At 68.5% G+C, this 14,693-nt stretch carries 15 protein-coding genes; 10 read left to right on the top strand and 5 right to left on the bottom strand.

Annotation, left to right across the window (positions count from 1 at the left end):
* Window positions 1-49 precede the first annotated feature (49 nt).
* Window positions 50-1,654, bottom strand: coding sequence for a cisplatin damage response ATP-dependent DNA ligase (locus AC07NG_RS03320; RefSeq protein WP_494592177.1), 1,605 nt, complete (start codon window positions 1,652-1,654; stop codon window positions 50-52).
* 106 nt (window positions 1,655-1,760) lie between these two features.
* On the opposite strand from AC07NG_RS03320, the gene AC07NG_RS03315 reads away from it, so the two are divergent.
* Window positions 1,761-2,177 carry a PaaI family thioesterase gene (locus AC07NG_RS03315; RefSeq protein WP_110118963.1) on the top strand — a complete coding sequence of 139 codons (417 nt, stop codon included), beginning with the start codon at window positions 1,761-1,763 and terminating at the stop codon, window positions 2,175-2,177.
* Between the two features lie 3 nt (window positions 2,178-2,180).
* On the opposite strand, the gene AC07NG_RS03310 is transcribed toward AC07NG_RS03315, so the two are convergent.
* The gene (locus AC07NG_RS03310) at window positions 2,181-2,894 is read right to left on the bottom strand and encodes a hypothetical protein (protein WP_487288886.1); all 714 of its coding nucleotides are present in this window, start codon (window positions 2,892-2,894) and stop codon (window positions 2,181-2,183) included.
* Window positions 2,895-2,968: 74 nt separating this feature from the next.
* Here AC07NG_RS03310 and AC07NG_RS03305 point away from each other — a divergent pair, with 74 nt between their 5' ends.
* Window positions 2,969-3,946, top strand: a complete 978-nt coding sequence (locus tag AC07NG_RS03305) for a DUF2167 domain-containing protein (protein ID WP_494592174.1) — start codon at window positions 2,969-2,971, stop codon at window positions 3,944-3,946.
* Window positions 3,947-3,956: 10 nt separating this feature from the next.
* Here AC07NG_RS03305 and AC07NG_RS03300 read toward each other — a convergent pair whose 3' ends face one another.
* Window positions 3,957-4,988 (bottom strand): ligase-associated DNA damage response exonuclease, encoded by a 1,032-nt coding sequence (locus AC07NG_RS03300; protein WP_494592172.1) that lies wholly within the window; start codon window positions 4,986-4,988, stop codon window positions 3,957-3,959.
* 43 nt (window positions 4,989-5,031) lie between these two features.
* Between AC07NG_RS03300 and AC07NG_RS03295 the strand changes: the two genes are divergently transcribed.
* The 4 genes from AC07NG_RS03295 (at window position 5,032) to AC07NG_RS03280 (ending at window position 9,070) form a co-directional block, all read left to right on the top strand.
* Window positions 5,032-5,547 (top strand): PaaI family thioesterase, encoded by a 516-nt coding sequence (locus AC07NG_RS03295; protein ID WP_492854176.1) that lies wholly within the window; start codon window positions 5,032-5,034, stop codon window positions 5,545-5,547.
* On the top strand, window positions 5,544-5,963 hold the full coding sequence (locus AC07NG_RS03290; protein WP_110118957.1) for a PaaI family thioesterase: 420 nt from the start codon (window positions 5,544-5,546) through the stop codon (window positions 5,961-5,963). Before AC07NG_RS03295 ends, AC07NG_RS03290 begins: the two co-directional genes overlap by 4 nt.
* Window positions 5,964-6,211: 248 nt before the next feature.
* Window positions 6,212-6,310, top strand: coding sequence for a hypothetical protein (locus tag AC07NG_RS03285; RefSeq protein WP_233245198.1), 99 nt, complete (start codon window positions 6,212-6,214; stop codon window positions 6,308-6,310).
* Between the two features lie 279 nt (window positions 6,311-6,589).
* On the top strand, window positions 6,590-9,070 hold the full coding sequence (locus AC07NG_RS03280; protein WP_494592169.1) for a TonB-dependent receptor: 2,481 nt from the start codon (window positions 6,590-6,592) through the stop codon (window positions 9,068-9,070).
* 12 nt (window positions 9,071-9,082) lie between these two features.
* Here the strand turns inward: AC07NG_RS03280 and AC07NG_RS03275 are convergent, their stop codons facing one another.
* Window positions 9,083-10,036 carry a histone deacetylase family protein gene (locus tag AC07NG_RS03275; protein WP_494592167.1) on the bottom strand — a complete coding sequence of 318 codons (954 nt, stop codon included), beginning with the start codon at window positions 10,034-10,036 and terminating at the stop codon, window positions 9,083-9,085.
* Window positions 10,037-10,128: 92 nt separating this feature from the next.
* Here AC07NG_RS03275 and AC07NG_RS03270 point away from each other — a divergent pair, with 92 nt between their 5' ends.
* Window positions 10,129-10,983 carry an acyl-CoA thioesterase gene (locus tag AC07NG_RS03270; RefSeq protein ID WP_487288878.1) on the top strand — a complete coding sequence of 285 codons (855 nt, stop codon included), beginning with the start codon at window positions 10,129-10,131 and terminating at the stop codon, window positions 10,981-10,983.
* 172 nt (window positions 10,984-11,155) lie between these two features.
* Here AC07NG_RS03270 and AC07NG_RS03265 read toward each other — a convergent pair whose 3' ends face one another.
* Entirely contained in the window at window positions 11,156-13,042 is a 1,887-nt protein-coding gene (locus AC07NG_RS03265; RefSeq protein WP_494592164.1) for an HWE histidine kinase domain-containing protein, read from the bottom strand.
* Between the two features lie 194 nt (window positions 13,043-13,236).
* Here AC07NG_RS03265 and AC07NG_RS03260 point away from each other — a divergent pair, with 194 nt between their 5' ends.
* From AC07NG_RS03260 to AC07NG_RS03250, 3 genes are all read left to right on the top strand, one after another.
* Window positions 13,237-13,587: a hypothetical protein gene (locus AC07NG_RS03260; protein ID WP_110118962.1), complete on the top strand. Its 351-nt coding sequence runs from the start codon at window positions 13,237-13,239 to the stop codon at window positions 13,585-13,587.
* Window positions 13,588-13,604: 17 nt separating this feature from the next.
* Complete coding sequence (locus AC07NG_RS03255; protein WP_110118964.1) at window positions 13,605-13,985, top strand: hypothetical protein; 381 nt, start codon at window positions 13,605-13,607, stop codon at window positions 13,983-13,985.
* Between the two features lie 88 nt (window positions 13,986-14,073).
* Window positions 14,074-14,685 carry a superoxide dismutase gene (locus AC07NG_RS03250; protein WP_487288876.1) on the top strand — a complete coding sequence of 204 codons (612 nt, stop codon included), beginning with the start codon at window positions 14,074-14,076 and terminating at the stop codon, window positions 14,683-14,685.
* Window positions 14,686-14,693: the final 8 nt, after the last annotated feature.

The raw sequence follows: 14,693 nt of genomic DNA, 5'->3' as shown, positions 1-14,693 counted from the left end.
CCCCCTCGCCTATCCCCGATAGGCGAAGGATCGGTGAATCCTGGACCCGTCAGTCCAACATCCGCTCCAGAGTGGTCAATTCGTCCGCTTCCCTGGCTGGCTTGTCCCAGCGGATGCGGTTGATGCGGGGAAAACGCATGGCCACCCCCGACTTGTGCCGGGTCGAGCGCTGCAACCCTTCGAACGCCACCTCGAACACCAGGCCGAACTCGAGGTCGGCGCGCACCGAGCGCACCGGCCCGAACCGTTCGATCGTGTGATCGCGGACGAACTTGTCGATCAGTTTCAGCTCCTCGTCGGTGAAGCCGAAATAGGCCTTGCCCACCGGGGTCAGCTTGCGCTCGCCGGTCTCGTCCTCGCGCCAGACGCCGAAGGTGTAGTCGGAATAGAAGCTCGACCGCTTGCCGTGGCCGCGCTGGGCGTACATCAGCACCGCGTCGACCAGGTGCGGGTCGCGCTTCCACTTGAACCACGGCCCCTTGGGGCGGCCGGGCTCGTAGGAACTGTCCCTGCGCTTGAGCATCAGGCCCTCGGCGATGGCCGGATCACCGGCCGGTGGATCGGCGCGCAGGGCGGCCAGCTCCTCCCAGGTCTCGAAGGGCTGGAGCGGAGAGAGATCGATCCGCGACGTCTTCAGCCCGCCGACGAAGGCCTCCAGGCGCTGGCGGCGCTCGACGAACGGCAGGGCCCGAAGATCCTCCTCGCCGTCGAGCAGCAGGTCGTAGGCGCGGATCCCGGCCGGATAGGCGGCCATCAGCTTCGCATCCACCGTCTTGCGGTTCAGCCGCTGCTGCAGGTCGCCGAAGCTGGCGATCGCGTCGTCCCGCATGACCAGCAGCTCGCCGTCCAGCGCGCCCTCGAAGTCCAGCGCGTCGAGCACGTCGGGGAAGGTCGCCGAGATGTCGTCGCCGGTGCGGGTGTAGAGCCGCCGCTCGCCGCGCTCGCTGACCGCCTGCACGCGGATGCCGTCCCACTTCCACTCTGCGGCGTAGTCGGCGGCCTTGAGCTTCTCGAAATCCACCGCCTCGTCGATGGCCTGGGCCAGCATCACCGGCCTGAAACGTCCCGGGGCGTTGGGTGAAGGCCGTTCAGAGCGTCCCTCCAGCCAGGCGAAGAGGTCGCCATAGGGCGGCTCGATCGCGTGCCAGACCTCCTCGATCTCGCCGATCGGCACCCCGCCGAGATTGGCGCAGGCCTGCTTGGCCAGGCGCGACGACACCCCCACCCGCAGCCCGCCGGTCATCAGCTTGAGCAGCGCCCAGCGACCGTCGGCGTCCAGCGCGTCGAGCCAGCCCTCGATCAACGCTTGCGCCTGGGCGCGCGAGGTCGTCTTCAGCGCCTCGACCACCTCCGACAGCTCAGGCTCGCGATTGGCGCCGGGCCGCGCGGGCCAGACCAGGGCGACGGTCTCGGCCAGGTCGCCGACATAGTCGTAGGACCAGGCGAACAGCTGGGCGTCCATCCGCGCCTCGACGGCCTTGCGGATGAAGGCCGGCTTGGCGGCGTCGAACGACAGCGCCCCGGTCAGGGCCGCCAGGGCGTAGCCGCGGTCGGGATCGGCGGTCCCGCGCAGGAAGTCCTCGATCAGGGTCAGCTTGGCGTTGCGCGAGGCCGTCAGCGACAGGCGGTCGAGAAGATGGGCGAAGGCGCGCATGGAAAGAGAATGTCGCGCCCGGACGCAGGTTCAAGCCATGGCGCGGCTTGCATGCAATTCAAACGTTCGTTTAACTTCAATGGAGAGCCTGGCCTCGGAGACGACCATGACGTTCCAGCCGCCCGAACCCTTCGTCCCGCACACCCGCGCCAGCCCCCTGACCGCGCCCTGGGAGCCGATCTATGCCGACGTTCGCGACGACCGCTGGGTGCTGGGACTGGAGGCGCGCGAGGTCCACGCCAATTCGCGCGGCGGGCCGCACGGGGGTCTGATCGCCGCCCTCGCCGACAACGCCATGGGCCTGTCGTGCGGCGTTCGGATGCGCCGCGAGGGCCTGGCCTTCAACGGCTTCGTCACCGTCTCGCTGGGGGTCGACTATCTGGCCGCGCCGAGCCTTGGCCAATGGCTGGCGTTTGACACCGACTTCATCAAGCCCGGCAAGAGCCTCTGCTACGCCGAGGCCACGGTCCTCGCCGACGGCAAGCCGGTGGCGAGGGCGCGGGGCACGTTCAAGGTGGTGTGAGCCTCAGGCCTTCGCCTCATCGAGCTGACCAAGGATCATGATCTTCTGCCAGATCTTGCGGCCGAGGTCGGAGGTCAGGGTCTCGATGTCGTTGACGGCCGCCAGGATCGCCGGGTCGTCGTTCTCGCCGGCGTAGAGGGCGGCCAGCTTGGCGGTCAGGGCCAGCATCTCGGCGCAGTAGTCGAGATAGCGGGCCAGCTCGAAGCGGCTCATCTCGCGGGCCGGCGAGGAGGCCGTGCGCGGACCCATCACCAGGGTCGGGTCCTTGGTCAGTTGGTGCATGTCGACCACGTGGGCGAAGGAGCGCAGCTCGTGCAGCGCCTTGTGCACGCGGGCGCGCTTCCAGCGGGCCTCCAGCGACAGCAGGAACCACACCGCGCCGGCCGACAGCAGGGCCAGGTTCACCGCCGGCTCCAGGCCCTCGGCGGCGTGCAGCACGTCAGTCCCGCGAAGACCGGCCAGCCAGTCCGTCCGGACGATCAGCCAGGTCGGCAGGGCCAGGGCCGCCAGGACGATCGCCGCCACCGGCAGACGCAGGGCCAGATAGGGTCGCGACAGCCGCCGCGCGCGCCTGGCCGTCTCCCGCGCCGTCGCCGTCAGCCGCGCGCACACCCGCGACAGGCCGGAGGCCGGAAACCGCTCGGAGATCCGCGCGTGCAGGTGATCCAGCGTCGTGACCACCTCGCCGGCTTCCAGCCGCATCATGCCCTTCGCCATGGTCCCCCTCGCCCTCTTGCCGACGCCCGCGGCCCAGCTATAGCTAAGCGCTAGTACGTTCGGGGGAACAATTCATGCGTCATTTCACGACCACCGCCGCGGCCGTCGCCTCGGTCGCCCTGCCCGCCGCCCTGCTGCCGGCGATCGTCCTGCCCACGACCGCCCTGGCCGCCGACCCCGAGGTCGTCGCAGGCAAGCCGGACATCAGCTGGCAGGACAGCCTGCCGCGTCGCACCGGCAAGGTGGCGCTGAGCGAAGGCAAGGCCTCGCTGGACCTGGGTCCGGACTTCTACTTCCTCGACGCCGCCGCCGCCCGCCGCGTGCTGACCGAGGGCTGGGGCAACCCGCCGGACGTGGCCGACGGCGTGCTGGGCATGATCCTGCCGGCCCGTTTCAAGCCGCTGGACGACGAGTCCTGGGGCGTCATCGTCACCTATCAGGACGTCGGCTATGTCGCGGACGAGGACGCCAAGACCACCGACTACGACAAGCTGCTGGTCGATCTGCGCCAGGGCGAAGACGAGGAGAACGCCTCGCGCGAGAAGGCCGGCTACAAGACCATCCACCTGAACGGCTGGGCCGAGCGACCGAGCTACGACGCCGGCAAGCACGTGCTGATCTGGGCCCGCGACCTGGAGATCGGTGGCGGCGAGGCCCACTCTCTGAACTACGACATCCGCGTGCTGGGCCGGAAGGGCGTCATCAGCCTCAACGCCGTGGCCGCGCCCGAGGCCCTGCCCGAGCTGCACGCCATGGCCGGCCGCATCGCCGCCACCGCCCAGTTCGACCAGGGCTCGCGCTATGTCGACTTCAAGCAGGGCGAGGACAAGGTCGCCGAGTTCGGCGTCGCCGGCCTGATCGCCGCCGGCGCGGGCGTGGCCGCGGCCAAGAAGTTCGGCCTGCTGGCCCTGCTGATCGCCTTCGGCAAGAAGGGGATCGTGCTGATCATCGCCGCTTTCGGCGGCCTCGTGACCTGGTTCCGCAACAAGTTCGGCGGCGGCAAGAAGGCCAAGAGCGACGCCACGCCGCCGGGTCCCGACCTGATCTCCTGATCCCGGCGCCCTATTCCCCGTCGTCCTCGTCGTAGCCGACGAGGCGCAGGGCGCGGGCGGGGATGCCCTCCAGGGCGCACCAGCGCTCCAGGGCCTCCTCGCGGCCGTGGGTGATCCACACCTCGCCGGGCCGCAGCTCGGCCAGGGTGTCGGTCAGCTCGTCCCAGTCGGCGTGGTCGGAGATGATCAGCGGCAGCTCCACGCCCCGTTGCCGGGCGCGGGCCCGCACCCGCATCCAGCCGCTGGCGAAGCAGTCGACCGGATCGGGAAAGCGCCGGCTCCAGCGGTCCGCCAGGGCCGAGGGCGGAGCGACGATGATGCTTCCCGCGAAGTCGCCCGTCTTGCCGCGCTCGGTAGTCGCCGGCGCCAGCGGGCCCAGATCGACGCCGTGGGCCTCGTAGAGCCGGTTCAGCCGCTCCATGGCGCCGTGCACATGGATCGTCCGGTCCCAGCCGGCCTCGCGCAGCAGGCTGATCACCCGCTGGGCCTTGCCCAGGGCGTAGGCGCCGACGATGTGGGCGCGCTCGGGAAACTGCTCGACCGATTTCAGCAGGGCGGCGATCTCGCCCCTGTCTTCGGGGTGGCGAAAGACCGGCAGGCCGAAGGTGGCCTCGGTGACGAAGACGTCGCACGGCACAGGCTCGAACCGCGCGCAGGTGGGATCGCGGCGGCGCTTGTAATCGCCCGAGACGACGATGGTCAGGCCCTTCCAGCGCACCACCGCCTGGGCCGAGCCCAGCACGTGGCCGGCGGGGACCAGGGTCACCTCAACGCCGTTGTGGGTGAAGCTTTCGCCGTAGGGAACCGCCTGACGCTGGCCGGTGAAGTCCTCGCCATAGCGTTCGGCCATGATCGCCAGGGTCTCCGGCGTCGCCGCCACCATCCCGTGGCCCGCGCGGGCGTGATCCGAATGCCCATGGGTGATCACCGCCCGGTCCACGGGGCGGACCGGGTCGATATAGAAGTCGCCGGGCGGGCAGTAGAGCCCGGCGGGCTTCGGACAGAGAAGATCCTGCGGCTTGATCACGGCTGGATAAGACAACGCGCGATCCTGTAAGCCTATCCCTCCAAGACCAGAGAGCGGCATGAGCGAGACGGATCTGAACGAGCAGCACCGCCTCATCGCCAAGGCGATGAACGAAGGCAGTCCCCAGGCCAAGGCCCTGGGCTTCACCACCCTCGACATCGGCGACGGCGTCGCCGTGCTGAAGGTCCCCTATCGCACCGAGCTGGTCGGCGACCCGGAGACCGGGGTGATCGCCGGCGGGGTGGTGACCACCCTGCTCGACCACGCTTCGGGGCAAGCGGTGCACGCGGCGATGAGCACCTGGACCTCGATCGCCACCCTGGACCTGCGCATCGACTACATGCGACCGGCCGAGCCGGGGAAGGACATCCTGGCCCGCGCCCACTGCTACAAGCTGACCCGCTCGGTCGCCTTCGTCCGGGCCGTGGCCTACGAGACCGATCCGGAGGATCCGATCGCCGCCGCCCAGGCCGCCTTCATGCTCGACTCCAGCGCCGGCAAGAAGGCGGGCGCCAACCTCAAGCCGCCCGGTTCGAGCAAGCAGGGCTCCAGCAAGAAGGAGGACGGCCAATGAGCGAAGCTCAAAGCCGCCTGGTCGCCGTTCTCGGCGCCATCCCCTACGCCAAGTTCATCGGCATGACCGCCGAACTGGCCGGCGACGAGATGACCGCCATCCTGCCGTTCTCCCCCGACATCGTCGGCAACCCGATGCTGCCGGCCATCCACGGCGGGGTGCTGGGGGCGTTCATGGAGATGACCGCCCTGGCCCAGCTGTCGATCGCCGAGACCCTGAAACGCCAGCCGCGCACCATCGACGTCTCGATCGAGTACCTGCGCTCGGGCCGGCCGCTGACGACCTACGCCCGCGCCCAGATCAAGAAGGTCGGCCGGCGGATCGCCAACGTCCATGTCGAGGCCTGGCAGGAACAGCGCGCCGCCCCGATCGCGGCCCTGCGCGGCCACTTCCTGCTGACCGGGGCCGAGGACTGATCCGCCCTCCAGGCGGCGGCGCGGCGCAAGACGGCGCCACGTCGCCGCCGGCCAAGATAGCAATAATCATCCAAGTAATTGCCAATTAGCGCCGACATTAATCCCGTGTAATGCACATTACACGCGAGATAGTTTCTTAAAACGGCGTCATGACGCATAGGTAACGGGTGTTCATCCCTCGCCCGGCCTATACCCCTTTTCACCGGACGCGGACGTCGCGCCGGGAAACAAACTCAGGGATCAGAACAATGACCTTCTCGAACAACGCCTTCGCTTCGCTGGCCAGCCTGGTGCTCGCCGTCCTGCCGCTCGTCATCGTCGCCGGCTCGCTGTCGCCGAGCTTCTGAATGAACGCCGCGTAGCTCCGCCGGCACAAACCCGGCGGGGCATGGCGCGATATTAAGCGCCATAGAATAGATTAGAAATAAACTGATACTTACCTATTTCTGCAAATATCGAACCGTTTCTTTTGCATCATCTATGCAGCAATATCGCCGGTTTTCGACCCCATATTCGCTCGAATATCGTCATCAAACATTGAATTACGGTCTCTAAAAGTCTCGATCCCGCAAGGACTTACTTTGCACTTCGCAAAAGTTGCCGCGGGCAAGGGGATAATCTTAGAGATGAACAAGACCAAGCTGGCCTGTCTGGCCACGACGGCGCTGTTCAGCGGCCTGCTTTCGGCCGCCGGCGCCTACGCCCAATCCACCGCCACCACGGAACTCGACGCCGTCGTCGTCACCGCCTCCAACGGCCCCAAGACCATCGACGGCGCCATGGTCGCCGAGACGGCGCCGAAGGCGAAGTACACGATCACCAACGAGTTCCTGTCGCGTCAGGCCGACGGCCAGACCATCCTGCAGTCGCTGAACCTGGTGCCCGGCGTCGTGTTCTCGAACAGCGACCCGTACGGCTCGTCGGGCGGCACGATCCGCCTGCACGGCCAGGACGGCGCCCACATCGGCTTCCTGCTCGACGGCGTGCCGCTGAACGACGGCGGCAACTACGCGATCTATTCGAACCAGCAGATGGACCCCGAGGTCATCTCGCAGGCCAACGTCAACACCGGCTCGACCGACGCCGACTCCGTGACGGCCTCGTCGACCGCCGGCGTCATCAACTACACCACCCTGAAGGCGACCAAGGACGCCGGCGTGGTGATGAAGGCGGGCGTCGGCACCGACAACTACCGCCGCGTCTTCGGCCTGGTGCAGACCGGCGAGTTCGGCCCGCTGGGCACCCGCGCCTGGGCTTCGCTGAGCTACCAGAAGTACGACAAGTTCAGGGGCGCCGGCGACCTCGAGAAGAAGCAGTTCAACGCCCGCATCGAGCAGGACCTGGTCAAGCCGGGCGACTTCGTGGCCCTGTCGGTGAACTACAACGAGAACCGCAACAACAGCTACTACGGCGACTATCTGTCCAATCTGGGCGGCACGACCTCGACCACCTCGCTGCCCGCCGACGTCGCCGTCTATGGCGCGGACTACGACTATCCGACGGCCTACACCGCCGTCTCGTCGACCGCCGGGACCAAGGACACCGCCGCCACCGCCAACACCAGCTACTACGGGATCAAGATCAACCCGTCGAACACGGGCACGATCCGCGGCCAGTCGCGCTTCACCCTGCTCGACAACCTGAAACTGACGATCGACCCGTCGTTCAACTACACCCTCGCCAACGGCGGCGGCGCGACCAACCTCTCCGAGACCAACGTCGTCCTGAAGAGCAACGCCTCCAGCGGCGTCGACCTGAACGGCGACGGCGACACGCTGGACACGGTCACGGTCTATTCGCCCAGCAACACCAATACCCGCCGCTATGACGTCAACAGCTCGCTGGTGTGGGACGTCGCCGATCACCACCGCGTCCGCTTCTCCTACGCCTGGGACGAGGCCCACACCCGCCAGACCGGCGAGTACAGCCTGCTCGACAGCAGCGGCAATCCCGACGACGTGTTCGGCGGCAAGGACGGCTACGGCACGGCCATCCTGAACGGCGACGGCGAAGTGGTGCAGAAGCGCAACCGCGCCTCGGTGGCCACCTTCAAGCAGTTCAGCGTCGAATACCGCGGCGAATTCCTCGACGAGCGCCTGATCGCCAACATCGGCGTGCGCGCCCCGACCCTCGAGCGCGAACTGAACCAGTTCTGCTACTCGCTGGCCGGCTCGTCCTCGACCGCCTACTGCACCACGCTGAGCCCGACCTCGACCTCGACCAAGGCCGACGGCGCGGTGGCCTCCAAGGTGGTGGTCAACGGCACGACCTACTTCTCGCCGTTCTCGGCCTCGAAGAGCTATGACGCGGTGCTGCCGAACATCGGCCTGTCGTACAGGCTGGCCGACGCCCACACCGTCTACGCCAGCTATTCGGAGCAGATGTCGGCGCCGAAGGTCGACAACCTGTACGCCCTGACCACGACGGGCGCCCTGGGCAGCGCCGATCCGGAAACCGGCCAGACGATCGAGCTGGGCTACCGCTTCCGCATCCCGGCGGTGATGGCCAGCGCCAGCATCTACCACACCGCGATCCAGAACCGGATCGTCACCACCATCGACCCGAACGACACCTCGACCTACATCGACCGCAACGTCGGCGACGTCGAGATCAACGGCTTCGACGGCCAGGTGGAGTGGAAGGTCGACGACAAGATGACGGCCTACGCCTCGGTCGCCTACACGGACGCCCAGCTGCAGGACAACCTCTATGTCAGCAGCACCCTGGGCTATGCCCAGACGGCCGGCAAGCAGGTGGTCGAGACCCCGAAGTGGACCTTCGGCGGCCGCCTGACCTACGACTTCGGCAAGTTCCAGGTCGGCTTCCAGGGCAAGTTCGTCGGCGATCGCTACATGACCGACGTCAACGACCAGAAGGTCAGCAGCTACACGGTGTTCGACGCCGACATCCGCTACGACCTGGGCGGCGACGGCTGGAAGAAGTCGTACATCCAGCTGAACGTGAACAACATCTTCGACGAGTTCTACTACGGCAACCTGGCCGGCACGCAGACCAGCGCCACCTACGGCGCGGCCGGCTACGGGCGCACCTACGCCTATATCGGCGCCCCGCGCTCGGCCATCCTCAGCCTCAAGACGGCCTTCTAAGCCTTCTGAAGCTCAGTACGCGTAAGGGAGGGGCGGCTCGGCGACGGGCCGCCCTTTCTCTTTTGTGGAAGCCAGAACCGCGGCCGTGCGGTGCAGGATGGCGTGGCGGTCGGCCAGGCGGTCGAGGTCGGGGTCGTAGCCGCCGCCGATCACCCCGACTACCGGGATCTCGCGCGACAGGCAGGCCCCCAGCACCCGCGCCTCGCGGGCGGCGATGCCCGCGTTGGTCAGCGACAGCCGGCCCAGCTTGTCGTCCGCATGCGGATCGACCCCGGCGTTGAAGAAGACGAGATCGGGATCCACCCGCGCCAGCAGGTCCGGCAGGATCGCGTCCAGCCTCGCCAGATAGGCGCCATCGTCCGTCCCGTCGGGCAGCTCGACGTCGAGATCGCTCGTCGCCTTGCGGTGGGGAAAGTTCTTCTCGGCGTGCATCGAGAAGGTGAAGACGCTGGGATCGCCCTCGAAGATCCGCGCCGTGCCGTCGCCCTGGTGGACGTCGAGATCGACGACCAGCACCTGGCTCACCCGCCCCTCGGCCTGCAGCAGCCGCGCGGCCACCGCCACGTCGTTGAACACGCAGAACCCCGCGCCGGAGCCGGCCTCGGCGTGATGGCTGCCGCCGGCGGTGTTGCAGGCGATCCCATGCTCCAGCGCCAGGCGCGCGGCCAGGATGGTGCCGCCGGTGGCGGCGCGGGCCCGGGTCGCCACGCTGTCGCTGTTGGGCATGCCGATGCGGCGCACGATGTCGGGCGGCAGGGAAAGCTCGACCACGCCGCGCACATAGTCCTCCGTATGCGCCAGGCGCAGGACCTCGAGCGGCGCGAACTCCGGCTTGTGGAAACCGTCCGGTCCCGCCAGCCCCTCGGCCTCCAGCAGGCTGGCCAGCTTCGAGAACTTGTCCATCGGAAAGCGGTGCCCGGGCGGCATTTCGGCCCGGAAGGCGGGGTGATGGACGATAGGCGGCATGGGCAAAGCATGGGCGCCGCGACCATGCGGCGCAAGGCTGACGCTATGGGCAGCCTTGCCCTATCGATCCGTGAAGCTTATCGCAGCGCACCATGCAGACGCCCGAGAACCTCGCCGAAATCCTCAGCCTCGAAGCCATCGAGGTGAACCTGTTCCGCGGGATCAGCCCCAATGACGGCTTTCCGCGCATCTTCGGCGGCCTGGTCATCGCCCAGGCCCTGACCGCGGCCTACAAGACCGTGCCCGACCGCGTCTGCCACTCGCTGCACGCCTACTTCATCCGCCCGGGCGACGTGAACGCTCCCGTCCTCTACGAGGTCGAGCGGGCCCGCGACGGCGGCACCTTCACCACTCGCCGGGTGGCCGCCATCCAGCACGGCGAGCAGATCTTCAACCTGGCCGCCTCGTTCCAGACGCCGGAAGTCGGACTGGAGCACCAGTTCGAGGCCCCGGATGTGCCCGCGCCGGAAACCCTGCCCACCGAGGCCGAGTACCTGCGCAGCCTGGGCGATCAGATCCATCCCAAGATGCTGGCCTTCATGGAGCGCCCGCGCCCCGTGGACCTGCGCTGGATCGATCCGCAGAACCCGGTGAAGCCCGAAAAGAAGTCGGGCGAAAAGCAGGTCTGGATGCGCGCCGTCGCCCCGCTGGGCGAGGACATCCGCATGCAGCAGGCCGCGCTCGCCTACGCTTCCGACATGGCCTTCATGGAAAGCGCCCTGCGCCCGCACGGCCTGGTCTGGACGACGCCGGGCCTGCAGGCCGCCAGCCTCGACCACGCCATGTGGTTCCACCACCCCTTCGACTTCAACGACTGGACCCTGTTCGCCCAGGACAGCCCCAGCGCCTCGCAGGGCCGCGGCCTGGTGCGCGGCCAGATGTTCAGCCGCGACGGCAAGCTGGTGGCGTCGGTGGCGCAGGAATGCCTGATGCGGATCCGCAAATAGTTCCCCTCTCCCCCTGCGGGAGAGGGTGGCCTCCGAAGGAGGTCGGGTGAGGGGTCGAAAGTCCTGTCCGCCGCGATGGCGGTCAGACAGGGTGCGGCGTCTGAGTTTTGAGAGACCCCTCATCCGTCGACTTCGTCGACACCTTCTCCCGCAAGGGGAGAAGGATGCGCCTTCACCCCCGCCCAGTCACCGAGGCCAGGGCCCGGGCGATCTGGTGGACGTTGTAGGGCTTGCGCACGATCGGGGCGTCGAAGCCCATCGGAGCGGCCTTGTCGGCGTAGCCCGTGGCGAACACGAACGGCCGGCCTTCCCTGCGCAGCACCTCGGCCACCGGGGCGACCGACTGGCCGTTGAGGTCGGCGTCGAGCACGGCCGCGTCGAACTCCTGCTCCAGCATCGCCAGGGCCTCGCCCAGTTCGGCCGCGCAGCCGACCACCTCGACGCCGCTGTCCTCCAGGCCCGCTTCCAGCTCCATGGCCAGCAGCAGCGAGTCCTCGACGATCAGCACCTTCAGGCCGGCGATGGCCCCGGCGCGGAAGTTCTCGTCGCCGCCGCCGATGGTCTCGACGATCCGTTCGGGCTCGGCCTCGACCGGTTCCGGCTCGGGACCGTCGGCCAGGGCGGCCGGCGCGGCGTGGATCATCGCCGACACCCCGCTGCGGCGGTAGTCGATCTTGGCCTCGCCGCCCAGCTCGCGGCCGACCACGTCCTCGACCAGGGTGGCGCCGAAGCCGCGCGTCGTCGGCGGATTGGTCACCGGGCCGCCGGTCTCCAGCCATTCCAGGCTGAAGCCGCCGTCGGGCGAACGGCGCCAGACGATCTCGACCCGGCCGCTCTCGGTCGACAGCGAGCCGTACTTCACCGCATTGACCGCCAGTTCGTGCAGGGCCAGCGACAGGGCGGCCGCCGCACGCGGCGTCAGGAACAGTTCCGGCCCGTCCCAGCGGGTCTGGTTGGGGGCCAGCCCGCCCAGTTCGGCGGCGGCGATCCGGCCCAGGGTGGCCCCGCGCCAGCGGGCGGCGCTGATCAGGTCGTGGGCCGAACTCATCGACTTCAGCCGCGCGGCGAAGGTCTTGAGGAAGGCGTCCAGCGACGAGCTCTTGCGGGCCGACTGGGCGGCCACCGACTGCACCACCGCCAGCAGGTTCTTGATGCGGTGGTCGAGCTCGGCCACCAGATTGTCGCGCCGCTCGTCGGCCTCGCGCTGGTCGGTGATGTCCTGCACCACGCCGATCAGCAAATCAGGCTTGCCCTCGCCGTCGAGCACCATGACCCCACAGCCGCGGCTCCAGCGTTCGCGACCGTCGGGACTGGCGGCGCGGCGATACTCCACCTCGTAGCGGCCGCCTTCGTGCAGCTGCGCCCGCAGGTCGTCGCGGGTCATCTCGCGGTCGTCGGGATGGACATAGGGCCAGATGGCCTTGCCCTCCTCGGCCGGCATCTCGCCGGCGGGCACCCCGCTGATCCGCGCCATCCGCTCGCTGATGCGCAGGTGATCGGTCTTGATGTTCCACTCGAACTCGCCCAGGCGCGCGGCCGTCAGGGCCAGGGCCAGGCGTTCGCCGTCGAGCAGGCGCTCGGCCTCGGCCCGCGCCTGGTCGGCGCCGCGGATCAGTTCCTCGACCGCCAGGTCGGCCAGTTCGGACAGCGCCTCGAGCAGGTCCGGCGCAGCCTCGCCACGTGGCGCATCGTCCTCGACGGCCAGAACGCCGACCACCAGGCCGCGAGGGTCGCGCAGCGGCGCGCAGGCCAGGAAGGCTGCGCCGCCGGCCACATCGGCGTGCTGCGACGAGCGGCTGCAGCGCAGCACGATGTCGGCCAGCGGCGTCTGTCGGGAAATCGTCGGATTGGCGTGGCCGACGCGTCCGGCCAGACGGATGTGATCGACCTCGATCAGCAGCAGGGCCGCGCGGGGGGCTTCGAACAGCCGCGCCGCCAGCCGGGTCAGGCGCGAGAGACGCGGGTCGTCGGCATCCTTCCACGCTTCGGCCAGAGCCGTCGCCGCCCGCAGTCTACGGGCCTCCTGATCCGATGCTCGTTCTGCATCCGCGTCCGCCATGATTCGAACATAGACCGCCTTCCCGTCACGCGCGAGCGGCGATCACCCCGTATTGGGGCGTTCGCACGCGATCTTCTGTGGTGAAGCTTTCGCGGTGACGCTAAGATGGGAACTGGCCGCACGGGCTCCGCGTTGACGGGGCGCAGCTTGATGCTGCATTCCCGTACAGCCTGCCGCGAACCGGAGACGAGATCATGCCCGCGAACGCCTTGAATCCTGCTCTCAAAGAAGCCGACAAGGCGCAGGCCGCCGCCGGCGTGGCCGCCGAGCACGCCGAACGCAGCTTCGCCGAAGCCGCCTCGGCCGCGAAGGCCAGCTTCGCCGACGCCGCCAAGCGCCTCGAGAAGAACCTCCTCGAAGGCTTCGACACCCTGCGCGCCCAGAGCCGCACCTACACCGACACCGCCGGCGCCCAGCTGGAAGACGCCCAGAAGTACGTCTCCGAGCGCGTGCGCGAACGTCCGATCACCGCCACCCTCGCCGGTCTCGGCGTCGGCGTTCTCCTGGGCCTCCTGCTCGCGGGCGGCCGCAGCCACAACAAGTGATCTTCGAAAAGACCCTGATGACGCTGGCAGCGGCCGCGGCGATCGCCGCGGCCGCTGCCGTGAGCGTGTTCGCCGCCGCCTTCGCGCTGTTCGCGGTGCTGGCCCCGTTCCTGACGCCCGCCGGCGCGGCCGCCGTGGTCGCCGCGGTGACGGCCTTCATCGTCGCCGTGGCCGGCCTGATCGCCGCCAACCGAGCCGAGGCCAAGCGCGTCCGCCACACTCCGACGCCGGAAGTGAACGGCTTCGCCGAACGCATCGTCGACATCGTCAAGGACCGTCCGATCCTGTCGATCGGCGCGGCCCTGGCGGCCGGAGTCTTCGCGCTCAGGAACCCGACCTTCACGGCGGCCGTCGCCCAGGCCTTCATGGCTTCGAGACAACCACCGCCCCGGCGCTGAAACTTCCGCTGAAGTTTTTTCCGCGCCGCCGTCTAGCTTTCAACCGCCCCCGGCCCATTTCCCGGGGGCGTTTCGCCATGGAGCAACCATGTTCAAGCTGCCCGACCTGCCCTACGCCTACGAGGCGCTTCAGCCGACCATCTCGGCCAACACGCTGCACTTCCACCACGACAAGCACCATGCGGCGTACGTCAACGCCCTGAACGGCCTGCTGCCGGAAGGCGACACCCGCTCGCTGGAAGCCGTCATCGCCGACGCCGGCCCGGGCAAGGTGTTCAACAACGCCGCCCAGGCCTGGAACCACGCCTTCTTCTGGGACTGCATGAGCGCCGACACCCAGGGTCCGGGCGAAGCCCTGGCCAAGGCCATCGACGAGACCTTCGGCGGCCTGGCCGGCCTGAAGGAAAAGTTCGTCGCCGAGGGCGTCGGCCACTTCGGTTCGGGCTGGGCCTGGCTGGTCGCCGAAGGCGCCAAGCTGTCGCTGATCTCGACCCACGACGCCGACGGCGCCATGACCAAGCCGGGCGTCACCCCGCTGCTGGTCTGCGACGTGTGGGAGCACGCCTACTACCTCGACCACCAGAACAACCGTAAGGGCTTCCTGGAAGCCTGGTTCGACGCCCTGCCCAACTGGGCGTTCGCCGACGCCCAGTACGCCGCGGCCCAAGGCCAGGGCGAAGCCTGGAAGTACCCGGTCTAATCGACCGA

Source organism: Caulobacter sp. GW821-FHT10C03 (assembly GCF_059415485.1).
This window is presented reverse-complemented; position numbering and strand designations above follow the sequence as displayed.

What these genes read in the sequence shown, in the direction of transcription:
- AC07NG_RS03255 (WP_110118964.1), top strand. Translation starts at nt 13,605, where the DNA reads ATGACGCTGGCAGCGGCCGCGGCGATCGCCGCGGCCGCTGCCGTGAGC.
- AC07NG_RS03270 (WP_487288878.1), top strand. Translation starts at nt 10,129, where the DNA reads ATGCAGACGCCCGAGAACCTCGCCGAAATCCTCAGCCTCGAAGCCATC.
- AC07NG_RS03295 (WP_492854176.1), top strand. Translation starts at nt 5,032, where the DNA reads ATGAGCGAGACGGATCTGAACGAGCAGCACCGCCTCATCGCCAAGGCG.
- AC07NG_RS03260 (WP_110118962.1), top strand. Translation starts at nt 13,237, where the DNA reads ATGCCCGCGAACGCCTTGAATCCTGCTCTCAAAGAAGCCGACAAGGCG.
- AC07NG_RS03275 (WP_494592167.1), bottom strand. Translation starts at nt 10,036, where the DNA reads ATGCCGCCTATCGTCCATCACCCCGCCTTCCGGGCCGAAATGCCGCCC.
- AC07NG_RS03315 (WP_110118963.1), top strand. Translation starts at nt 1,761, where the DNA reads ATGACGTTCCAGCCGCCCGAACCCTTCGTCCCGCACACCCGCGCCAGC.
- AC07NG_RS03265 (WP_494592164.1), bottom strand. Translation starts at nt 13,042, where the DNA reads ATGGCGGACGCGGATGCAGAACGAGCATCGGATCAGGAGGCCCGTAGA.
- AC07NG_RS03285 (WP_233245198.1), top strand. Translation starts at nt 6,212, where the DNA reads ATGACCTTCTCGAACAACGCCTTCGCTTCGCTGGCCAGCCTGGTGCTC.
- AC07NG_RS03250 (WP_487288876.1), top strand. Translation starts at nt 14,074, where the DNA reads ATGTTCAAGCTGCCCGACCTGCCCTACGCCTACGAGGCGCTTCAGCCG.
- AC07NG_RS03320 (WP_494592177.1), bottom strand. Translation starts at nt 1,654, where the DNA reads ATGCGCGCCTTCGCCCATCTTCTCGACCGCCTGTCGCTGACGGCCTCG.
- AC07NG_RS03280 (WP_494592169.1), top strand. Translation starts at nt 6,590, where the DNA reads ATGAACAAGACCAAGCTGGCCTGTCTGGCCACGACGGCGCTGTTCAGC.
- AC07NG_RS03290 (WP_110118957.1), top strand. Translation starts at nt 5,544, where the DNA reads ATGAGCGAAGCTCAAAGCCGCCTGGTCGCCGTTCTCGGCGCCATCCCC.
- AC07NG_RS03310 (WP_487288886.1), bottom strand. Translation starts at nt 2,894, where the DNA reads ATGGCGAAGGGCATGATGCGGCTGGAAGCCGGCGAGGTGGTCACGACG.
- AC07NG_RS03305 (WP_494592174.1), top strand. Translation starts at nt 2,969, where the DNA reads ATGCGTCATTTCACGACCACCGCCGCGGCCGTCGCCTCGGTCGCCCTG.